Origin of the sequence: uncultured Fibrobacter sp. (assembly GCF_947305105.1) — a bacterium.
GTDB lineage: Bacteria > Fibrobacterota > Fibrobacteria > Fibrobacterales > Fibrobacteraceae > Fibrobacter.
In genome coordinates this window covers 65,033-85,153 of sequence record NZ_CAMZCS010000013.1, presented here as the reverse complement: position 1 = coordinate 85,153, position 20,121 = coordinate 65,033, and the positions used below count along the sequence as shown (strand labels likewise).

Sequence of the window (20,121 nt, the reverse complement as noted above, 5' to 3'; positions counted from 1 at the left end):
CGCCAGAAGGCTTTTACGGAACTACCGGCGTAGCCGGTAGTTTTCTTTATACAAAGAAAAGGCGCCCCGAAGGACGCCATTCCTATAAAATCCGTTTCAGGAAATTAGTTGCACTGATTGGGTGCACCGACCTTCATGATCTTGAACTTTCCAGAACCGCCGTCCGTACTATCCTTTTCGCCGGCAAACTTGAACTTGAGAGAAGCAAGTGCCTGTTCCGGATTGGTGACAGTCTGAGCGGCAGAGGCCCAACTCGGCTGTTCGAATTCAGACCAAGTAAAGTCCTTTGTCGTCGGGGAAGTTGCAGGAGGCAGCGTCACGAACGGGTTGGCATAGCCAATCTTCGAATCCTGAGCACCCAGGCCCATTTCGAGGATGATTGCGATATCGGACGTGTAGGTCACGCAGACACCCTTGCTGGCAGTAGCATCGGCCACTTCGTTGGCGCTCTTGGAGTAGTTGAACCCGATACCAATGTACGGCTTGTACGGATTATCACCAACAAGCAAGTTGAAGGAGCCACAGAGGCCCTGGCATTCCGTGATAACCGGAACAAGGCCATCGGCAGACGTACCGTCGTCAGCAGCATCCCAAGTGAGAGTCGACTTACCCTTGTCGCCGGAATCCGTGTAGCTGTACCAGTAGCCACCGCTCTTGTTTCCAGTCGGGACCTGAGCATCACCGGCAGTACCGTCCCACAGGGCAAGGTGCCACTTTCCATCAGATTCTTCGGCAGGAGGAGTCGTCGAAGTGGGAGTCGGGGCAACGGAAGAAGAAGAAGCCACCACAGGAGCGATAGAGCTGCTGCTTACAGTAGCCACAGGAGCAGAAGACGAAGAAAGGGTAAGCTCCGGCTGAGAAGAAGTCGGAAGCGTACTACCGTTCAAGCCATCGCTGGAAGAAGACTGGGTCAGTGCCGGTGTAGCGCAATAGGCAACACCCGAAACCGGATCAGTATTCAGGACCATATTCCTGGCTGCACAAGTTTCTGCCGTAACGCTGCTCGCGCTATTCGGCGATACAGAGTTGCTTTCATCGTCAGAGCAAGCAGCAAGCATAAGAATGGAGCTCGTTGCCAGGAGACCAAAAATTTTTTTCATAAGAACCTCGAGAAATAATTTTCTATGATGCGTAAATATACATTTATTCCCAGCACTTGTAAAAGAAAAAGACTCCCGAAGGAGTCTTTTTTACAATGTTTTATCTTAAACAAAAGATTAATTACATTCAGAGGGTGCACCGACCTTCATGATCTTGAACGATCCAGAACCGCCGTCTGTACTATCCTTTGTGCCGGCAAACTTGAACTTGAGAGAAGCAAGCGCCTGCTGCGGATTAGTGACAGTCTGGGCTGCAGAGGCCCAGTCCGGCTGTTCGAAGTCAGCCCAGCCGAAATCTACGGTTTTCGGGGAAGCCGAGGCAGGCAGCGTCACGAACGGGTTGGCATAGCCAATCTTCGAATCCTGAGAGCCCAGGCCCATTTCCAAGATGATATCGATAGTAGACGTGTAGGTCACGCACACGCCCCTGCTAGAAGTCGCATCGGCCACTTCGTTGGCGCTCTTGGAATAGTTGAACCCGACACCGACGTACGGCTTGTACGGGTTGGCACCGACAATCAAGTCGAACGAGCCGCAGAGACCCTGGCATTCCGTGATCACAGGAACAAGGCCATCGGCAGACGTACCGTCGTCAGTTGCGTCCCAAACGAGTACAGACTTACCCTTGTCGCCGGAATCCGTGTAGCTGTACCAGTAGCCACCGGTCTTGTTTCCGGTCGGGACCTGAGGAGCACCGGCAGTGCCGTCCCACAGGGCAAGGTGCCACTTTCCATCTGATTCATCGGCAGGAGGAGTCTGGGTACCCGGGCTAGACTTGGGAGTCTGCGTTGCCGGAGAAGACGCCGGAGAAGACGGCACCGAGCTGCTGCTTGTAGCGGGCGGGACAATAGACAAAGAAGAAGAAGAAGCCTGAGTCGTCGGCGTGATGCCCGCTTGAGGCGTAATGCCCGTACCACCATACGGATCTGCACTAGAGCTGGAGAAACCCGTCTGCATACCAGGAGAAGACAGCGCAGGATCTGCGCAGTAAAGCGTGCTCGTGACAGGGTCAACGCTCAGAACCTTTCCAGCTTGCTGGCAAGTTTCGGCAGTCACCTGCGTGTTGGAACCACCATTATTCCACGAATTCGGCGGAGTAATCGGATCATCTTCACCGCTAGAACAGGCAGCAAACATACATATGGAGCCCGTCGCCAGTAAACCAATGAGTTTTTTCATAGTAACCTCTACAAAAAAAGTTATTTCTTTCTCTAATGGGTAAATATATATCATTTTCGCAAGAACTGATTTCAAAAAAAATTTTATATCACTCCAAAAGCAAAAATGTATGATATACGACACTTTACAATGTAAAATCAAAATTAACATAGGCTTTTCCGCAAGAAACCGACATCCAAGTAGGCAATAAACCGAGAATATTCTAAATTTAGCCCGATGAAAGACAAAGCCCGTAAACTTATAGAAAAGTACGAGGAGCTGGAATCGGAACTCGGGAACCCGGACGTTCTCGCCGACCAGGCCCGATACAACAAGATTCACAAGCAGTACAAGGGTATCGAGAAGGCAGTCGCCAAGGCCAAGGAATACTTGCAGATGCTTAGCGACCAGGAAGAATGGAAAATGGCCCTCGGCGACTCCGACCCCGAAATGGTCGCGATGGCCAAATCCGAACTTTCGACAATCGAAAAGGCCCTCCCCGAGCTCACCGACGAACTGCAAATCCTGATGGTGCCCAAGGACCCGTGGGACTACCGCAATGCCACGCTCGAAATCCGCGGCGGTACCGGTGGTGACGAATCGGCCCTGTTTGCCGGCGACCTTTTCCGCATGTACCAGGGCTACTGCAGCCGCATGGGCTGGAAGATGACCATCCAGGATGCGAGCGAAGGTACCGTGGGCGGCTACAAGGAAATCCGCGTGTTTATCGAGGGCGACAGCGTGTACGGGACGCTCAAGTTCGAAAGTGGCGTACACCGCGTACAGCGCGTGCCCGAAACCGAGACGCAGGGCCGCGTGCACACCTCCGCAGCGACCGTCGCCATCCTCCCCGAAGCCGAGGAAGTCGACGTGGAAATCCGCGAAGCCGACATCCACATGGACACCTACCGCTCTTCGGGCGCGGGCGGCCAGTACATCAACAAGACGGACTCCGCCGTGCGACTCACCCATATCCCGACGGGCGTGGTGGTGAGCTGCCAGACCGAACGTAGCCAGTTGCAGAACCGCCTGCACGCCATGGAAATGCTGCGTTCCAAGATTTTGGATGCGCTCATCGCGAAGAAGGAACAAGAAGAAGCGGCCAGCCGCAAGGCCCTGGTGGGCACAGGCGACCGCTCCGCAAAAATCCGCACCTACAACTTCCCGCAGAACCGCGTGACCGACCACCGCATCGGCCTTACGCTGTACAACCTGGACAAGGTGATTACCGGAGACCTTGACGAGATTATCAACGGGCTCCAGATGGCGAACGCCCAGGAGAAGCTGGGGAAGTTTAACGCTTAGGGTACCTAATGCCGCAGATGACCGTACTTGAAATTCTGAACCGCACCAAGGTCTTCTTCGAGAAGAAGGGCGTGCCCGACGCGCGCCTGGACGCCGAGTACATCATCAGCCACGGGCTCGGCATGAAAAACCGGATGGACCTGTACCTGAACTTCGAGAAGCCCCTGACGGCAGCCGAACTCGACACGCTCCGGCCGCTGGTCGCACGTCGCGCGAACCGCGAACCGTTGCAGCACATCGTGGGCGACACGAGCTTCCGCGGACACATCATCAAGTGCGACCCGCGGGCGCTGATCCCGCGCCCCGAGACGGAGTCGCTGGTGGACATGGCAATTGAGCGCCTGAACGGTGTCGAAAACCCCTTCATCGTTGAGGTGGGCACGGGAACAGCGGCGATTTCCATCGCCTGCGCGAAGGAAATCGCCGGAGCGAAAGTCCTCGCAACAGACATCTCGGACGAAGCCCTTTCGCTTGCCCGCGAAAACGCGCAAGCCAACGGGCTCAATGAAGAATTGACATTTGCGCAGGGCGACCTGCTTGACGCAGTGACGGGCGACATCGTGGCGAAGATTGTCGGCGCTTCGGCTGGTTCGGCAGGCTCACCAACCTTATCAGCAACCTTGCCTAAAATCAGCTGCCTTATCGCGAACCTCCCCTACATCCCTGACGGGGAAAAGGGCAAGCTCCAGCCCGAAGTGGACAAGTTCGACCCGGCTCTCGCCCTGTACGGCGGCCCCGACGGCCTGGACCTCGTGCGCAAGCTGCTCCAGCAAACCGAAGGCAAGCTCTCCGCAGGCGCCCCCGTCCTCCTCGAAATCGGTTCGGAACAGGCTGAAGTCCTCAAGAACGAGGCCGACAACTACCCCTGGCTTGAATTCGAAGGAATCCACAAGGACTACTGCGGCAACATCCGCTTTGTCAGCTACAGGGCCAAGTAGGCCACAGAACCGGGACTACATTCCCACAGTACAACCCAAGGCACCGAGCACGTAAGTTTCGCTTTCGCCCATGCGGTAAAAAGGCATCAGGGTATCGTCGTCGACGAGCTCGTCCGAAAAGCCGCACAGTTGCAACTGCTCGCCAATGCGCCGCTTGAACGCGGAAAAACCAGTATTCCACAAGCTAGGTTCGGCACCGACTGCGAATGTGCTTCCCGAATTACCAAAAGGAGTTTCCTTCGTTTTCTTCCTTGTCATTTTTGACCTTCCTTTTCCATTTTTCCTTTTGACGCCTGTTTTTTCACACACAAAAAAGCAAGTGCCCTTCTGAACACCAAATATAAATACGCCCGGATGTCAAAATATGACATTCGGGACTTTTCTGAAAAATTATTGTTTTTTATGGCAATTTCGCCATTTTTTAATCTACGACTTCGGCCACGACCTCGGCATGCCCAGCCTTCTCGAGGTCCAGCTGTTTAGCCGCAGCAACACTCAAGTCCAAGATGCGCTTTTTGGAATAGGGACCGCGGTCGTTCACGCGCACGACGACGCTCTTGCCGTTACTCTTGCGGGTGACCTTGAGTTTGGTGCCGAACGGGAGCGAACGGTGCGCACAGGTCAAAGCGTTCTGGTCGAAGATTTCACCGCTCGCCGTCTTCTTTCCATCGAAGCCTTTGCCGTAGTAGCTCGCATCGCCAGAAATCTTGGTCCCCACCGCAGCCTTTTTCTTGGAGGTCTGGTAGTTCGGCGAAGAATACCCCCGGTCGTACCCCGGACGTGCGGCAATGCTTGCGCTCCCGGCGCATCCCGGAATGACAAACACCACCATCAACAGACTCATGAATAGAGCGAAGCAGGACAGTATGCGCGCCTCATTCTCTTTCGTGAAGTTTTTCATGATGGGTTCCGCTTACTCGAAGTCGTACATGCTATTGTACGTATTCTCAAGAACTTCATCTTCTTGGCTCTTGACTTCGGCCTTCTTCTCTTCGGGCTTCTTGCTCAAGGACTCGTAGTACTGCTTGGACAGGCTATTGATATGCTCAACGGAATGCTGCACCCTCTTGCGAAGGCGCTCCAAGTCGGCATCAGAAAGCGAGACTCGGGAATTCAGGATCCTAGCGGATTCCTTACCCCATGGTGTGGAACCATGTTCCCTCTGCAGTTGCCGGTAAATGGTCACGGCGCTGTCCTTGCGGTCGGGCGTCATCGTAAAGTAAACGGCCTTCATGTACAGAGCCTGGATACCCGCCTGCGTTTTCGGGAACTCCTGGTAGATACTGTCAAACGCAGCAAGCGCGGCAAGGTACGAAGAATCCACACGTTCTATCTGGTCGATGGGGACTTCCGTGGCCGCAGTCCAAAGGCTTTCAGCCTGCAAGTAGCGAGCCTTCGCCTTGTCTTCGTCGGTCTGGGCGGTGACGCGCATACCGAGGTTCACCTGTGCCTGCTTGGCGTATTCCGTGTTCGGGTACTTCTCGATGATTTCCTTGTAGAGCGTTTCCGCCGAATCCGGATCGTGCTTGAACTCGTCGTAGATGAAGGCTCTCGCGTACGTGGCGCGCATAACCTTCAGGGAATCCTTGTCCCCCTCGATTACGCTGTTCAGGCGGCTGACGGCGCTGTCCACTTCTGAAAGTTTAAAGAGGAACAGTTCCGCTATCTGGAATTCCGCATTGAAGAAATTCTTCACGTTGGGGATGGAATCCTTCTTGAGATCGTCGTCGTTCTGCTGGCGCAGCGCGATAAGGCGCTTGAGGGCCTCGCGGCGTTCGCGGCTCATGCGGGCCCACTCCGACGCGGAATAAGTGACGAAACTGCTGTCGTAGTAAACCATCGCTTGCGGGTAGTTCAGCGTAATCGTCTGCTCGTAGTCGCCCAGCGCAAAGTAACTCCTTGCGGAATGGACCGTACGGCTGTAGTCTGAATTCACCTTGTTCAGCACAATAATCGCATCGGGGTAGCGCTTGGCGAGCAACATGATTTCGCCCAGGCGCACCAGGTATTCGGCACGCTTTTTCTCGTATTCGTCGTTCTTGTACAGCAGTTTGTACTCGTCGGCGGCGGCCAGATATTCCTTCTTGTTCACGAGGCATTCCGCGGCCTGCTCGGCGGCCGTCTGTTTTTCGCGCACGTTCAGCTGCTCGATTTCTTTGGCACGGTAATGCTCGCGGGCCTTGTCCCATTTTTCCTTGGCGAAATAAAGCCCAGCCAGGCGGAAATGAGCCTTGCCGCGCATGAAGGGTGTACCCGCCGTGTCGGCAAGCAGCGCCTCGAGGGCGTCGATGGCCTGGTCCGGCGACTCGGACTGCTCATCCAGGAGCGACATCAGGTTCAGGCCCTGGAAATAGTAGGGATGTTTTTTGGAGGCGACGACCGGTTCCAGCGCGAAACGGCTCAGGTTATATTCCTGGGTGCGGTAAAGGCAGTAGGCCCTCTGGTATTCGACAGCGCGCATGGAGTCGTAATCGGCAAAGTAGCGTTCGTACTCGTCGTACTTGACGATAGCCTTGCTGTATTCGCCTTTATGCCTGAAGGATTCACCGATAAGGAACACGGCCTCGGCGGTGCGCTTCTTGTTCTTGGGGAAGCGTTCGAGGACACGGGAGCCCTTCTCTATAATCTTGTCGTACTTGACGCGCTCCTCGTTACCGGGCTTGGAAACCGTCTCGTCTGGAACGCTGTCCAGACGGGCCATACGCATTTCCGTCGCCTCGTCGTAAAGGCGTTCCGCATTGAACATGTGGTTCAGGTAAGCACAACAAGTGCAACCCTCGAACAGGAGGGCCAAAAGAGCAAGCGCGATGTAGCGATAAAAACGCATAGCGCAAAGATACAAAAAAGTAAGGGAAAAAGAAAAGAAAAAGGGGCCGGAGGCCCCTAAGTTATTCAATATCGAATATCTTCATCGGTATCGCATGGCGTTGTTTTGCCATAATTATTTCCAAAACGATAGTACTAGATATGCCTTCCGCATGCGTTGTCGTAATGGTCACTTTCTTGAGTGTCCCCGGAAGTGGGCAAGAGTTGTCGCAATATTCGAGTAAACTCTCGGCTGTAGCACCCTCAACCGGAGCAATCATTTTCACCACACGTTTTGCCTTTTCCGAATAGTAGAGCGTAGGCTTTTTCGAATCTTTGGGAACAAGTTTCCAAAATCCCCCATCACGAACAGGAGCATTGTAATCCGCAGGCGTCCCCATCTGTTTGTTCACCTCGGCAGGACCACGATTCGGCACGCTCTGCACAGGTAGATTTTTACCCGTCTTGAGGTCTATCGTCTTCATGCGTCCATCATTCTGCACCATTTGCATCTGCATCAAACTTGACTTGATTGTCGTGACTGATTTCGACGTTCCCGCTGTCAGTACAACCGTGTTAACAACTTGAGATGGCCGGCCCGAGAGCGTCACCGTGGTACGCATCTGCATTTCGCACGTATCTGGGAACATTGACTTTTTCTGGTAGTCAAATATCGATTCCAGGCTTACCGCCCATGAAGGTATCGCAGTAAAAAGCGCGAAAGTAATCACTACGAAAGCATTAAAATAAATCTTATTCATATTCATCCCTTTATAGCAAAGATAGTTCTGTCGTTGAGCGAACGGTTCCATTCACCTTGAACACCAAGAACGAATTCCTCATGTCTATACCGTTCCAGTTCACATGCACCAGATTTTGCCCAGCCTGTAGATTCCCCCTGAACAAAGTCCGTATCGGTTCACCATGTGCATTTACAAGTTTTAGGCTTACGTAGGCATAGGAGTCCATCGTGACCAGCAAGCCATCATCCGTACGCACGATGGGTGGAATGTTTCCAGAAGACGATCCATTACCAGGATGGTTCGTGGGATCAGTACCACCGCTACCACTGCCGCTACTGCTGGATGCAGGATTACCCCACGCCGGAGCATTCCCGTAAAGCAGGTTTCCGGCCGAATCATAGACGCAAACTCCATGGGCCTCCACAAAATTGTGTCCAAGACCATCGTGGGACGGGTCATCAGAAGCATTCCATGCATGTTCCCAATTTTGTAAACGCAAGGCAAACTTGACAGGATCGTTCCACATTTGTCCAGGCGCAAGACTCCCGTTATAATGGGCTGTCGCTTGCCAGCGCCCGTTCCCGAGATTCTGCAATGTAACCGACGAGCAGCCTGACAGGTAGTACACATCCAAGATGGGAGTCATGTTTCCACCCACGTAGAAGTAGTAACGTACATCAATGTTGCCAAGCGGGACATTGCCCGTATTTTCCACCTTGATGTGGACTTCGGTCATCTGGTTGTTATCGCGTTCGGCTGCGGCGAGTGCGCGGGCACTGGTCACAAGCGACGTTGGATCCTCCATCTCAGCGCACGAACCACCTATCAAGTTATAGTCGTTATCCAAGACGATAATACCCACATCCTCATAGAAGCCATCTACATTCGGGACAAGGCCCGATGTCGGATCCACGAAGGACGGATCATCGGAGACATTCCATGGGAAGAAATCGGAATTGTAGAGGCCGAAATGCGGACCATCACCATTGAACACCGTCCCGTTCACCGGGATCTGCTTATTGGGGAATTTCCATTCCACGTAGCCAGTACGCCCACTTTCCAAATGCACAGACGGGAACGTCGACACGTCGTTGGGCACATAGCGATCGACCCTGGCTTGCGAGGCATCCTCACCACGGAAATAGTAGCGGACGGAGAACCCGTTCACCGGCGTGGAGGAAACATTGCGCAGACGAATACGCGGACGGAGCGTCGACGTTTCCGGGTAGCCTTCGTAGCGCAAGTAGGATTTTATCTTGCGGGCAGTATCCGCAGCGACAACTCCGGCAACCTTGTCCGCGGTACTTGTGCCCCAGGCAATCATCGAGGCTGGAATATCCGCCGTCGAGAGCGCAAACCCACCTATTTCAACACCCTTCGGCACCCTGAGCTTGAGCGTATGCGTACCCGCAGCAAGATTGACAGTCACTCCCGATAGCGTTACCGCATGCCAAACATTCGATACGGCAACCACACCGGTCTGCATCGCAGATTCACCCACGGCGACAGAAACGTTCCCTGCAGTCGCCGAGCGAGCGTACAGGACGACATTGTATTCAGCAGCATCCTGCACAATGACGGGCAACGATACGGTCGCCGCATCCGCGACGGAAGTAAGATACTTGTTCCCTGCCACGGAGCAGGAGAACTCCCTCTTGAATCCGCTTACAGCGTTCATATCCTTTATCGCTACAACAATGAGGTCGGAAACTTCCTCGCCCTCGTCGGTCACAGGCAGCGAAAGCGCCAAAACCTGTTCCGGCGAAAGCGCCGAAGTGTACATGCGGATATCGGCCACGTTCCCTATGAAGGAAACGGAATCTGTCTTGCCAGCAGAGAATACACCGTAGAACTCACGCTCCAAGGGCACCGCCGTAGAAGAATCTACGGGACTGCCATCAACATAGAAGCGCACCATCGACGAATCGACCGTCACGACAACATGTACCCATTCCTTGTCCCGAAGCAGGGCCTTCGAAGACCCCCACATATGCGTTCCTTCGACAAGACGAATACTTCCGTTGCGGGCCTCGAGCGAAATTTCAAGCCCTCCAATGCCGCTAAAGCCGAGGATGCGCCGCCAAACGACTCCCTTCGCATTGCCATCCTTGATTCGGGCCTCGAAGGAATAGGAATCCGAAGTACCCGCATTTACCGTATCCACACCCAGCGCACTATCTTCCCAACGGAAGAAGTAGAGCCCTACGTCGCTATTCCACGGATTGCCCATCCCAGAAAGTTCCAAGTCGTGACCGGTGCCTAGGAACTCGTGGGCATAATTCCCCACTCCTTCGCGGGCCGGGTACCACAGGGCGACTTGCGCCGGATAGGGATAAAGTTTATCTGGCGAAGTATACATCCTTTCAACATGGTTGTGACCATAGTCCTCCGCGCGGAAAGCTATAGAAAGTACACAACCGGCACATTCCGTAAGTCGCTTGCGCGTAAGCCTTACCGGTATTTCTACATTCCCGGCAGAGTCGGGAACCGCGGTCACTATGCGAAGCGTATCACCGCCGAAGACCGGAGTCACTACAACACGGGCAACACCCGACTCGGTATCCATCAGTCGCGCATTCACGACAAAGAGCCGGTCAAGAACATCCGACGAATCGGTGACGGACCATTCCACTATTACGGGACGGGCAGAATCCGTATGGACATCGGGCCCTGCAAGCTGCATATCCAAGCCAAGGGCCGAAACACCCAAATAGCGTGACTCGTAAACACCCGGTGCAATCTTGCCCATACCAACTGCCTTGTATCCGTCATATATGACGGTGTCAGGAATATCGCCCCGAATCTCGGCAGCAACTATCCCGTCGCGGTAAAGCGATACGGTCCCGTACCCCGGATGGGTGCAAGCCGCACCGTAGGCCAAGTAGCCGTTGTCTAGGCCGAGCCACAGCGAATCGGCAGGAACCGTGCAAGAGAACTGCGTATTGACAGTCAATGCACGCGCCACAGCGGGAGCCGCAGGCAGTTCAACCACCGTTCCGTCCGTATCGGGTTCGCTCAACGCTACCACAAACACGAAACTCGTGTCGATATCTTTGTTGCGCGACGGCAGCGTCACCTGCGCAAAGCCGTTGGAATCCGCGGTAAACGCAAGCACGACAGGCGGAGTCGCATCACCCTGGTCGGCCCAGAGCGAATCGTCATCTATATACAGCCTGAATCTCGTAATGCCGTCCACACGGACATGGCGCCCTGCAGCGGAAGCCACTTCCGGCAACACCGTCACGCTGAAGTCAGGAGTCTCCGCCACGGCGGAATCCATCGCCGTGAATACCGAGAAGGAGTGAGTCTCGGCAGAAATCAGGAGGTAGGCCCATTGCAACGTACTGTCATAGCAGCGTAAATCCTTTGCGGAGGAACACGTCGCCACGGTATCCCCGGTGGACACAAGGGCATTGCCATTGGCATCCAGGTAGCCGTACAACGCTTTCTCCAGCGGGACAAACTTCTTGCTCGCCGTGTCCACCTTGTACAGGCGGATTGTCTCCGGTGTTGAGTTCATTGCCTCCATCTCGTCGTAGCTTATCTTCATCTGGATTCGCGGAAGCACGGAATCGTTCGTAAAGGGCATCGACGGCAAAACTTCCACGATCGGGCCCTTGAGTGCGAGATTGTTGAACACCTCGAACGGATAATCCTTGGCGTCGATGGTGCGGACGGTAATATCCTTACTTTCTGCAAGGGAGCCTGCCGGGAACGTGACATTGACTTCTTCGAACAGGGACTTTACCGTCTTGCCTCCAGTCGAATCCACGGCACGGCCTATGACCATGTCGAATTTGCTGAATATGTTGGAAGCGCCGGAGCCGTCACCCCACATGAGCAGGAACTGGGTATTGCCCTGCAACCTGTTCACGTCGAACCAGCCGAGCCGATACCATCCGCTGGAACCCGTCTTGATGGAATCCCTCCACATCGAATCCAGCATGTCCCTTGGAACGACATAGAATGCGTTCCCGTTCAAGTATGCCAGCTGATACTTTTCGTTTTCCCTCAAGTAAGCCCTTATCTCCACGAGTTCCTTCGGACGCTTGACCGCTATGGAGTCCTTGAAACCGATTTCCAGATCATTAAAGCTGGGGAAATTCCCGTCGGCTTGTAGGTGCGAATGGTCGCTGGAATCCAGGTGCAAGACCTGGGCGGACTTGACAGCAATGTTCTTCATCCATACGCTACCCCCCGCATAAAGCTGCGAACTTGACAGTTTTACAGATTTCGGGCGCACGGGCGTTTGCGCAAGTTTGTCATCGGCCTTGCGATAGATGACGTTCGTGTCCATGGAACGCGCTTTAATGTAGAGAGTATCGTACGTAGCCGCCAGGGAGAGGGAATCATTGTGCATCAACGAATACAGCGTATCCACACTGAGCGTTAATTCTGAGGCTTTCAAAGAGACCAAGGCCCTCACTGTATCGAGGCTTACGACGAACCTGTGATTTGCCGGGTCGTAGTCGTTCGGGTCCGGAACCACACTCAAGGAGAATTCCCTAGAACCAACCGTTCCCATACTGAGAAGCCTGCTCTTCAACACGTTCTGAGAATTCCTAAATACAAAGTAGGGATCATTCGTCAGGTTCCTTATCGTACCGTCCTGCGGACGTATCATATTTGCACCCCAAACAGAATCCGTAAAGTCACCATAGTAATAGTGTACACGCGAACCGTAGCCGTAATACTTATAGCAAGGTTTCGAACCATCGATTACAAATTTCCAATCGTTGGTATCACTACAAACGGAATCGGCGGATGTATTCACCCAGTTACTAAGTTGCGGGAAAGCAACCGTTACTTTATGGTTAACGCTGCCAAGGCGCTTGTTAAGACCGACATAGAAGGAGACATTCGAGTTCGCCGCAAAGTACGGCGTATGCTTGACGGAATCTGTCCCATCGTGTTCAATTTGACAATATGGATACCCCCCTGTAGCCACGAAAATGTTTGTCGAATCGTAACTACATGCAGACGTGTCTTCACCGGCATCCGGTGCACCAAGCACCTTTGTGACAAAGCTTTCGCCTGGAGCATTCGCGCCATAGAAGTGCAAATCAAATCGTGCCGCCTGCGAATGCAGCGCATCCTCGTCGGGGAACAGGAACGTATTTAGGCCGCCCGGCATTGTATTCGAGGCATAGTAGGGAAGGTATTGCGTCTCAAACGGGGTCAGGAGGCCATAATCCATGTCAAAAACCCACGAGTCACCATCAAAGTAGTTTCCTGAACCCGGTTGCACACGACCAAGCGAATCCAATGCGGCCCAGTAGCCATCGTCACCGAACAACGAAATATTCGTATGGTCAAAGCGTACCGTACGATTAACGAGGTTGTCCATGCCGAAATCGGAGTTCCAATAGGAATTTGGAATCAAAAAAGTTATGTTAAAATGCGCAAACCTATATCTTTCATAATCTGCACAATCTGGATTTGGCAAGCCCTTATCAGAATAAAAGCGCGAATCATCTATTGGAGCAAAAGTTATTTCAAACAAATTTTTATTTGGATTATAATTATCAGTAGAGTCTTTACAAGACGACACCATCATTCCCAAAGAATCGAATTTCGGTTTACATGAGTCATCTTGTTTAGATGATCCATAAAGGATATTTCCCGAACTCCCTCCTGGAATATGGAACACAGAATCCCTCTTCAAAGTATCCCCCTTCAAAGTATCCCCCTTCAAAGTATCCCCCTCTATATAATTTTTCAAATTCCATACAGCTTCACCTTTCAATGCATCAAATTGACTTTGTGAACTTATCTTAGAAAGATTAAATTGTTCAAATTGCATTTCCGTGAGTACAATTATTTCCATATAACCGCTAGACGGTCCATTTTCTCCATCAAATCCTCTTCCAGAACGATTTTTATGGATGTTAAGTACTGTATCTCTATTGTATTCTGAAAAAGTCATTCGATGAATGTCGAAATCATTTATTATATCATGAGAATCTTCCTCCGAACACGATGATGCCCCCAAAATAGTTGACCCAGTAATTTCATCAAGTTCTCCATAAAAATGCGTTATCACAACCAAATTCAGTTCCTTCCTGTGTCTCTTTATGGCCAGGTTGAAGCGTTTCGGTTCGTACCCGAGAATCTCCTGCGTTCCGGTAATCTGTCCCTGCAGCGAGATTCCCTTTGCAAGCGTGTCGGCAGGCAAATCATACCCAGAGACTTCCGCCTTCACCAGATAGTCCGCAACAGGCTCGTACCGGTATGTCTTTACACTAGTGTCGTACTTCGCCTCGGAAATATGGATTGCGGGACCATAATAGTTTTCATCCGTCGGATCAGCCGGAGTCAAGTCGTACATGGTCTCCGCAAACTTCGCATTGAACGTCGCCGACGCCGTGTCGGCACCGGAACCATCCACCGCCGTCGCCACAACCGTAAGCGTGTACGTTCCCTCCTTCAGTTCTGCCGTACTGAGGTTGTTCTTGCCGTTCCAGCGTACCTGATAGGCGGAATCGCTCGCATTCGCGCGCAAAATAGTCGAGGAGTCGTCCTGCAACACGGCTACCGGGCCAGAAGCGTCCGAAACAGTTACCTTGACCCATGCATCCCTGTTCTTGACGCCGTACTTCGCGACCATCGTCTTTAGCCACATCACCCTCTTTTCGCAACTGGCGGGATCCGTAGGCGACTTGCATACAAGCGTCGAGTCGTTCTTGAGCAACACATAATCGGGCAAGGAACTCGGCAACACGACTTTCACGGAATCGAGCGTTATGTCGACTTCCTGGGAATCCAGGTACATGCGGGGATTGTCAACCACGTTCTCCGTGATTTCCATATAGACCTTCATCGTGCCGGAAGCGGGGTACATACCCGTCTCGGGGAAGCCCGGCCATCTGAACTTGAGCCCGTAAGTTTGCGGATTCACGGTCCAGCCCATTGCGAGCGGGTTGAGCGTATCGCTGCCGAAACTCCCATTCGCCACCCAGTAGAAACCGTCACGGGCATTTTCACCGAAATAGACTCGCATTTTGGGCAATGCCGTATCGCCAAGGTTTCCCGCACGCGAAATGCGGAAGGCGTTTGTCGCCTTCATCACCACATGCCCGGAATCACCGCTCACGAGCATTTCCCCGTTCACGACCGAAGGCGGGAGCCATTTCGAAAAATCCTCAAGATACCAACTGGCCGCGGAATACAACGAAGACAGGTCGTAGCCACCAGTACGCACACTGCAATCGGCCAAGTTCGACACTGCATCCGGAGCCATGCACGTCCCGCCGAATCCGGCGGAATCGAAAGACACCCGCAGGGAATCACCGGCAGCAAGCCCTCTCCACTGCAGATGATATCCGTCATCCAGTTCATAGAACCACACGGCACTGCTATCGGACAGCGTATCGGCAGGACTTCCGTAATAGGGATTCTTCCAGACCTTGTTGACAGACTCGTCGAACATGCCCACTCCCTTGGAATCCTTGGCATAGACTCGTGCAAAGTAACTGCCGTTGAAATCGCCGGAAAGGACAAGCGACACGCCAAGGGTATCCTGCCCGACATGTACGCTCTTGGGATCAAGTACAAGTTTCCAGTGCAGCGTATCGCCGAAAAGGGAATCCTGCGGAGCATTGAACAAGACGGTCATCGTGTCGGTGAGCCACAGACTGTCGGCACCGCCGAGGCATTCCGGCCCGGCACATGTCCCGAGTTCGATAACGTACGTACCCTCGAGATATTTTTTGCCACCGAGACTACGGTCAATGTAGCCCAGCACGCCGTCCTCGCTCTGCGAAATTTTCGAGACATACGGGAGCGTATCGTTGCGAATAGCCGAGACGACCGAGACTTTCGCGGTATTCCAGGCAAGGGGCGCCCCACTGCCGGTCGTGTCGGCCGCTGCGTAGCGGATACGGTACACCGTATGCAGGGAATCGTTGCCGCCGCGTGGCGGGGCAACACCCGTAATCGCCACAAGAGGCGTCGCGACAATCGACTTTGGCGAGGTAATGACAGGAGTGCGTTCGCCAATGTAGAACAGATCTGTCCTGGCAGAAGCGTTGCCCGCAGCATCGACACAGACGGCATTCAGGTAGCACTTGCCGTGTGTGCCCACAACGGAATCAAGAGAAAAAGTCAGCGAATCGCCGTGAAGCACATTGTTCGAGACAGGTTTCCACAGGGACGGAGCCGTGCGACCACAGCCGCTTACATTATAATAGCAGCGCATGCCCGTACGATTCGTCGGAGCGTCATATTTCTCGTCTACGGCAATTGTTGCAGAGAAGGGGCCCGCGGAATCCGGATATACCAAACGAGTGCTCACGAGGCTCACAATATGCGGCGGAGTCCTATCGACACGGAGCGTCTTGGAATGTGTATAACGGGCGGTATTGCCTGCGGCATCACGAGCAAGGGCGCGGATGGCGTAATCACCATCCATGAGACGCATGGTGGCACCCTCACGCCATGTTGCGGAGGCCGTGCCACTAGACTTGACCCATACAGAATCGCCCGCGCGGTCCATCGCGGTAGTGTCGCCCACATGTACAAAGTTCCATGCGACCGTCACCGGGACGCTGTCGCGGCCGTTCAGCGATTCGGCAACTCTGTAAGTAATCTTCGCAAGGCTATCCCCAGTGGCATAAGCATACTGTGAATTGCGTTGCGGGCGTGTGAGGGTGGAGTAAATCGAAGTTGCCCCAGAGTCGGAGGTCACAGAAACGTTCGAAATGACGGGAGCGCTGCGGTCGACATAGAACTCGGCGAATCTCGTGGTCGTGTTCATGGAGTCGGAGGCCACGGGCCACATGTTATCCGAGACGGTGCCGCCCAAGATAATGGAATCGTAAAGGCTGAGCATCTTGCCATAGACAACCGTATCGGGCACAGCGTAGTCTGCTGCGTAGGCACGGACGCGATACAGCCCATCGCCACGGGACCTCACCGTATTAAGGGAGGAGGCATCCCACTGGATGGCGAACTCGGGCGAAATCACGTCGGCGTAGGGCCGCAATTCAGCCACCTTGGTGAAAACGGGGCTACCGGAACTACTCGCGTTGCTAAACTTTTCTAAAGTGAGGCGCATCGCGAAGATGTCGGGGCCCTGCGCGGAATCGCCGGCCCACGCGTAGCGGGCCATGAACATCGTGCTGTCCGGGTTCATCACGGACCGCTCGGGTTCGAGCGTGAAATCGGGTGCAGTACGGTCCACGCGGAACGGCACCTCGTACGTATTCGAGTCGGCACCAGCACTCACTGCGGCGGTGTTGCGGATGTTCGCCACGAACTTCCACAGATAATTGCCTTCGGCCGGGTCGCTATCATGCTGGCGGGAGGCGAAGTACGCACTTGAGCTGTCGTACACGAAGCCCGTCGGGCTCACGCCCGGTTGCCCAACGCGCGAAGCGTCGTACACGGAATCAATGGTCATGTCCATGTCAAGCCGTGAGAAACTGGAAGTGCCATCGGTCCTGAAGATAGTATCCTTCGCACCCTTGACGCGGAAGCCCTGATAGCCAAGCGCCGATGCGTATGATGCGAAACCCTTTATCTTGTTCAGGACAACATCACGCTGCGGCCACACCGGGTCGAGCTTGTTCGCCGTCGCCTTGAACAAGTAGTACAGACGCTGCGTATTCGAAAGCCCGATCTTGTTCACCGTAGAAATCGTCACCGTATTCTGGTTGTCCTTCTGGAGCGCAGACAAAATGGTGTAGTTGTACTTGCGGGGCTCGAAGTCGAAGCGGCCGTCCTTTTGGACGGGATGCTTCTCCAGCTGCAAGGTATCCCAGCCGCTGCCACCGGAGCGCTTGTACACCGTACAAGCATCACCCGCCAAAGGGTCCTTTGTCACATCGCATTCCCATGCAATTTCTTCTTGATAGTTGAAATTCAGACGGATTTGACGCAAACGGTGCGGCATCAAGTCGTCAATCACGAAGGAATATTTCACGATAAAGGAATCCACTACAATGTCAGGAACAGAATATCTTTCAACATGACGAATAGGAATCTTGACTGAATCGCCACTCGGACCGAGTCCGTCTACGCGTTCCCAACGGTCCAGCTTCAAGCCCACCCTAGACCAGTCAGATTCCGACTTGAATCTGAGCGGCGGCAACTTACGGAAGTCCGCGTAGTTCATCTTGCCATTTGAGGAAGCTGCCACATTGCCGAGGGAATCGTACAGGCCCACCTCGCAGAGCTGCTGCTTGCCCGCACTGTCGGCCTCGTAGTAGCAGCCCGGTTCCACCGCGCGCAACGCAGGGTCCGACACGGAGAGCGCGAGGTTCACGAAGGGCTTCTCGTAGAGGAAGTCCTCCATGAGATAGGAACGGGCTGTAGCTGAACCGCCATTGATTATGGAATACGACCGGTCCTCTCCGAAATGTTCACGGTGGAAATCTCCTTCCGCTGGAATCTTGTGGGATTCTTGCAGATCACTCACGGCGGCGAGCAAAACAGGGACATTAACAACGGCACCAGTAGTAGAACTCACAATATCCTTAGCAATATTAGCCGCACCTGTAATTGCCATAGCAATTGCCATCGTCGTAGTTATCTCAGGAATCGGCAAGTTCGATGAAACTACAAGAGCATGTACAGCCGCAGCCATATGTGCGAATTCGCCCTCTATATCCACCGCCGCAATTGCCCAAGTAGCCGTATCCGTCAGCGGGTTGTATCCCCTCGCATGCAAGGCAGCCTCGTAACGAACTTTCTTTACATCCGCACCCGCAGCATTGAACGCCTTGGTGTTGTCCCCGTAACTTGACCATTCGGGAACAAGCGCCGTTCCTCTGTCCATGACAGCGACACCCCCAACTAGGCCGAAGATGAATCCGGCCAAGGCGTTCACGTAATCCGTGGACTTGTCACCCGATTCCCCAAGGAACGTCCATGCATTGAGAGTCGGCAACGCGACTTCGTCCGGAAGAATCCCCTTCAGCGGACCTGCAACAGTATAATCTTCAGGATCTGTAAAAACCATGCTGTGCTCGCCGCCGAGAATGCGTATCATAGGCATATCGGGAGTTTCTCTTTTTACCAAATCTTTTACGCCGCCGTCCTTGTTAGGGTCAATGTAATCCGCCAAGGGATCATCGAAATAATAGTCGAACCCGCCTTTGTCGTTCAATATTGCGATAATGGCGCTATCCACGGCAACCTGCACAACGTCAATTATATAGGCACTGACAAGCGCCTCGAGCCCCAGCGACACAGTCATCGGATCATGCACCATCGCAATGCCTAAAGGCAATAGAGCGTCTTTTGCTTCGCTAGTCACCTTTTTCCCGGACTTGATTCGCTCCTTAAGCGCAAGCAGCATGTTTAACGATCCAGTTCCCTCGTGAGGACTATCAAGAGTAACGATCTTGTCCACATCCTTGTTGTAGTTCGGACCTTGAACATATTCGCGGATGGCCACGCCGCCCATACTGTGCCCGACAAGGATATTGCGAGAGGCGATTTTGCGGTATTCGGCAGTAGGACTCTCGCGGAACATTTTCAGGGTGTCCTGTCCATGAGCCTTGAATTCCTTGGCCTCCTCGATAAGAGAACGGCGTGCAGAGCACATGCCCGAGCCCATCCAGTTCGATTTGCCGATTTCGTCGGCATTGTTCGCTGGGGAACCTGCTGGAAGCACGAAGGGCCGCTGAAGATAGGCAGCGTACGGATTTTCAAAAAGTTCGTCATTCAGGAAAGGGAACAGGTCTTTTATCATGCCGACAGCCATGCCACCAATGTCGCCATTGGGTTTCATGACACCGCCGATACGTTTGGGATTGTAATACGCCGTGTCACATCTCGTGAACACGGAATCTCTAGTCGAATCGGGTTTGCTTTCGTTAGGAACCGGAACCTCAACGGAATCCAGATGGCATGTAGAAGGATCTGTAACGACACCTTGTTTGTTACTATATGCCTCTGTATATGGATTTCCGCCATCCCCATTTTCACAGTCCAATCCTTGCCATCTGTCAGCCGCACCATGGACAAGCACTATATTATACATATCCACGCTTTCCATGGGCCAAGAGGCGTACAGGCTGTTTGCCAGAACCAGGGCAAACAGGGCGATTATCTTCTTTTTCATATTTG

9 protein-coding genes are annotated in these 20,121 nt (G+C 53.4%); 2 read left to right on the top strand and 7 right to left on the bottom strand.

From position 1 onward, the window contains the following. Nucleotides 1–104: 104 nt before the first annotated feature. Entirely contained in the window at nt 105–1,100 is a 996-nt protein-coding gene (locus Q0Y46_RS08065; RefSeq protein ID WP_295680212.1) for a hypothetical protein, read from the bottom strand. Nucleotides 1,101–1,217: 117 nt separating this feature from the next. After that, nucleotides 1,218–2,279, bottom strand: coding sequence for a hypothetical protein (locus Q0Y46_RS08060; protein WP_295680210.1), 1,062 nt, complete (start codon nt 2,277–2,279; stop codon nt 1,218–1,220). Nucleotides 2,280–2,495: 216 nt separating this feature from the next. Here Q0Y46_RS08060 and prfA point away from each other — a divergent pair, with 216 nt between their 5' ends. Both prfA and prmC read left to right on the top strand, forming a co-directional pair. After that, nucleotides 2,496–3,563, top strand: a complete 1,068-nt coding sequence (gene prfA, locus Q0Y46_RS08055; protein ID WP_295680209.1) for a peptide chain release factor 1 — start codon at nt 2,496–2,498, stop codon at nt 3,561–3,563. Between the two features lie 8 nt (nt 3,564–3,571). After that, nucleotides 3,572–4,501 carry a peptide chain release factor N(5)-glutamine methyltransferase gene (prmC, locus tag Q0Y46_RS08050; RefSeq protein WP_297946486.1) on the top strand — a complete coding sequence of 310 codons (930 nt, stop codon included), beginning with the start codon at nt 3,572–3,574 and terminating at the stop codon, nt 4,499–4,501. A gap of 15 nt (nt 4,502–4,516) precedes the next feature. Here prmC and Q0Y46_RS08045 read toward each other — a convergent pair whose 3' ends face one another. The 5 genes from Q0Y46_RS08045 to Q0Y46_RS08025 all read right to left on the bottom strand — a co-directional run bounded on the left by Q0Y46_RS08045 (nt 4,517) and on the right by Q0Y46_RS08025 (nt 20,116). Beyond that, complete coding sequence (locus Q0Y46_RS08045; RefSeq protein ID WP_295680203.1) at nt 4,517–4,759, bottom strand: hypothetical protein; 243 nt, start codon at nt 4,757–4,759, stop codon at nt 4,517–4,519. Nucleotides 4,760–4,922: 163 nt separating this feature from the next. Continuing rightward, nucleotides 4,923–5,402, bottom strand: coding sequence for a septal ring lytic transglycosylase RlpA family protein (locus Q0Y46_RS08040; protein ID WP_295680201.1), 480 nt, complete (start codon nt 5,400–5,402; stop codon nt 4,923–4,925). Nucleotides 5,403–5,414: 12 nt separating this feature from the next. Continuing rightward, nucleotides 5,415–7,328 (bottom strand): tetratricopeptide repeat protein, encoded by a 1,914-nt coding sequence (locus tag Q0Y46_RS08035; RefSeq protein ID WP_297946482.1) that lies wholly within the window; start codon nt 7,326–7,328, stop codon nt 5,415–5,417. Nucleotides 7,329–7,389: 61 nt separating this feature from the next. Then, nucleotides 7,390–8,067: a hypothetical protein gene (locus Q0Y46_RS08030; protein WP_297946479.1), complete on the bottom strand. Its 678-nt coding sequence runs from the start codon at nt 8,065–8,067 to the stop codon at nt 7,390–7,392. A gap of 10 nt (nt 8,068–8,077) precedes the next feature. Then, complete coding sequence (locus Q0Y46_RS08025; RefSeq protein WP_297946476.1) at nt 8,078–20,116, bottom strand: LamG-like jellyroll fold domain-containing protein; 12,039 nt, start codon at nt 20,114–20,116, stop codon at nt 8,078–8,080. Between the last annotated feature and the right edge of the window lie 5 nt (nt 20,117–20,121).

What these genes read in the sequence shown, in the direction of transcription:
- Q0Y46_RS08065 (WP_295680212.1), bottom strand. Translation starts at nt 1,100, where the DNA reads ATGAAAAAAATTTTTGGTCTCCTGGCAACGAGCTCCATTCTTATGCTT.
- Q0Y46_RS08060 (WP_295680210.1), bottom strand. Translation starts at nt 2,279, where the DNA reads ATGAAAAAACTCATTGGTTTACTGGCGACGGGCTCCATATGTATGTTT.
- prfA (WP_295680209.1), top strand. Translation starts at nt 2,496, where the DNA reads ATGAAAGACAAAGCCCGTAAACTTATAGAAAAGTACGAGGAGCTGGAA.
- prmC (WP_297946486.1), top strand. Translation starts at nt 3,572, where the DNA reads ATGCCGCAGATGACCGTACTTGAAATTCTGAACCGCACCAAGGTCTTC.
- Q0Y46_RS08045 (WP_295680203.1), bottom strand. Translation starts at nt 4,759, where the DNA reads ATGACAAGGAAGAAAACGAAGGAAACTCCTTTTGGTAATTCGGGAAGC.
- Q0Y46_RS08040 (WP_295680201.1), bottom strand. Translation starts at nt 5,402, where the DNA reads ATGAAAAACTTCACGAAAGAGAATGAGGCGCGCATACTGTCCTGCTTC.
- Q0Y46_RS08035 (WP_297946482.1), bottom strand. Translation starts at nt 7,328, where the DNA reads ATGCGTTTTTATCGCTACATCGCGCTTGCTCTTTTGGCCCTCCTGTTC.
- Q0Y46_RS08030 (WP_297946479.1), bottom strand. Translation starts at nt 8,067, where the DNA reads ATGAATAAGATTTATTTTAATGCTTTCGTAGTGATTACTTTCGCGCTT.
- Q0Y46_RS08025 (WP_297946476.1), bottom strand. Translation starts at nt 20,116, where the DNA reads ATGAAAAAGAAGATAATCGCCCTGTTTGCCCTGGTTCTGGCAAACAGC.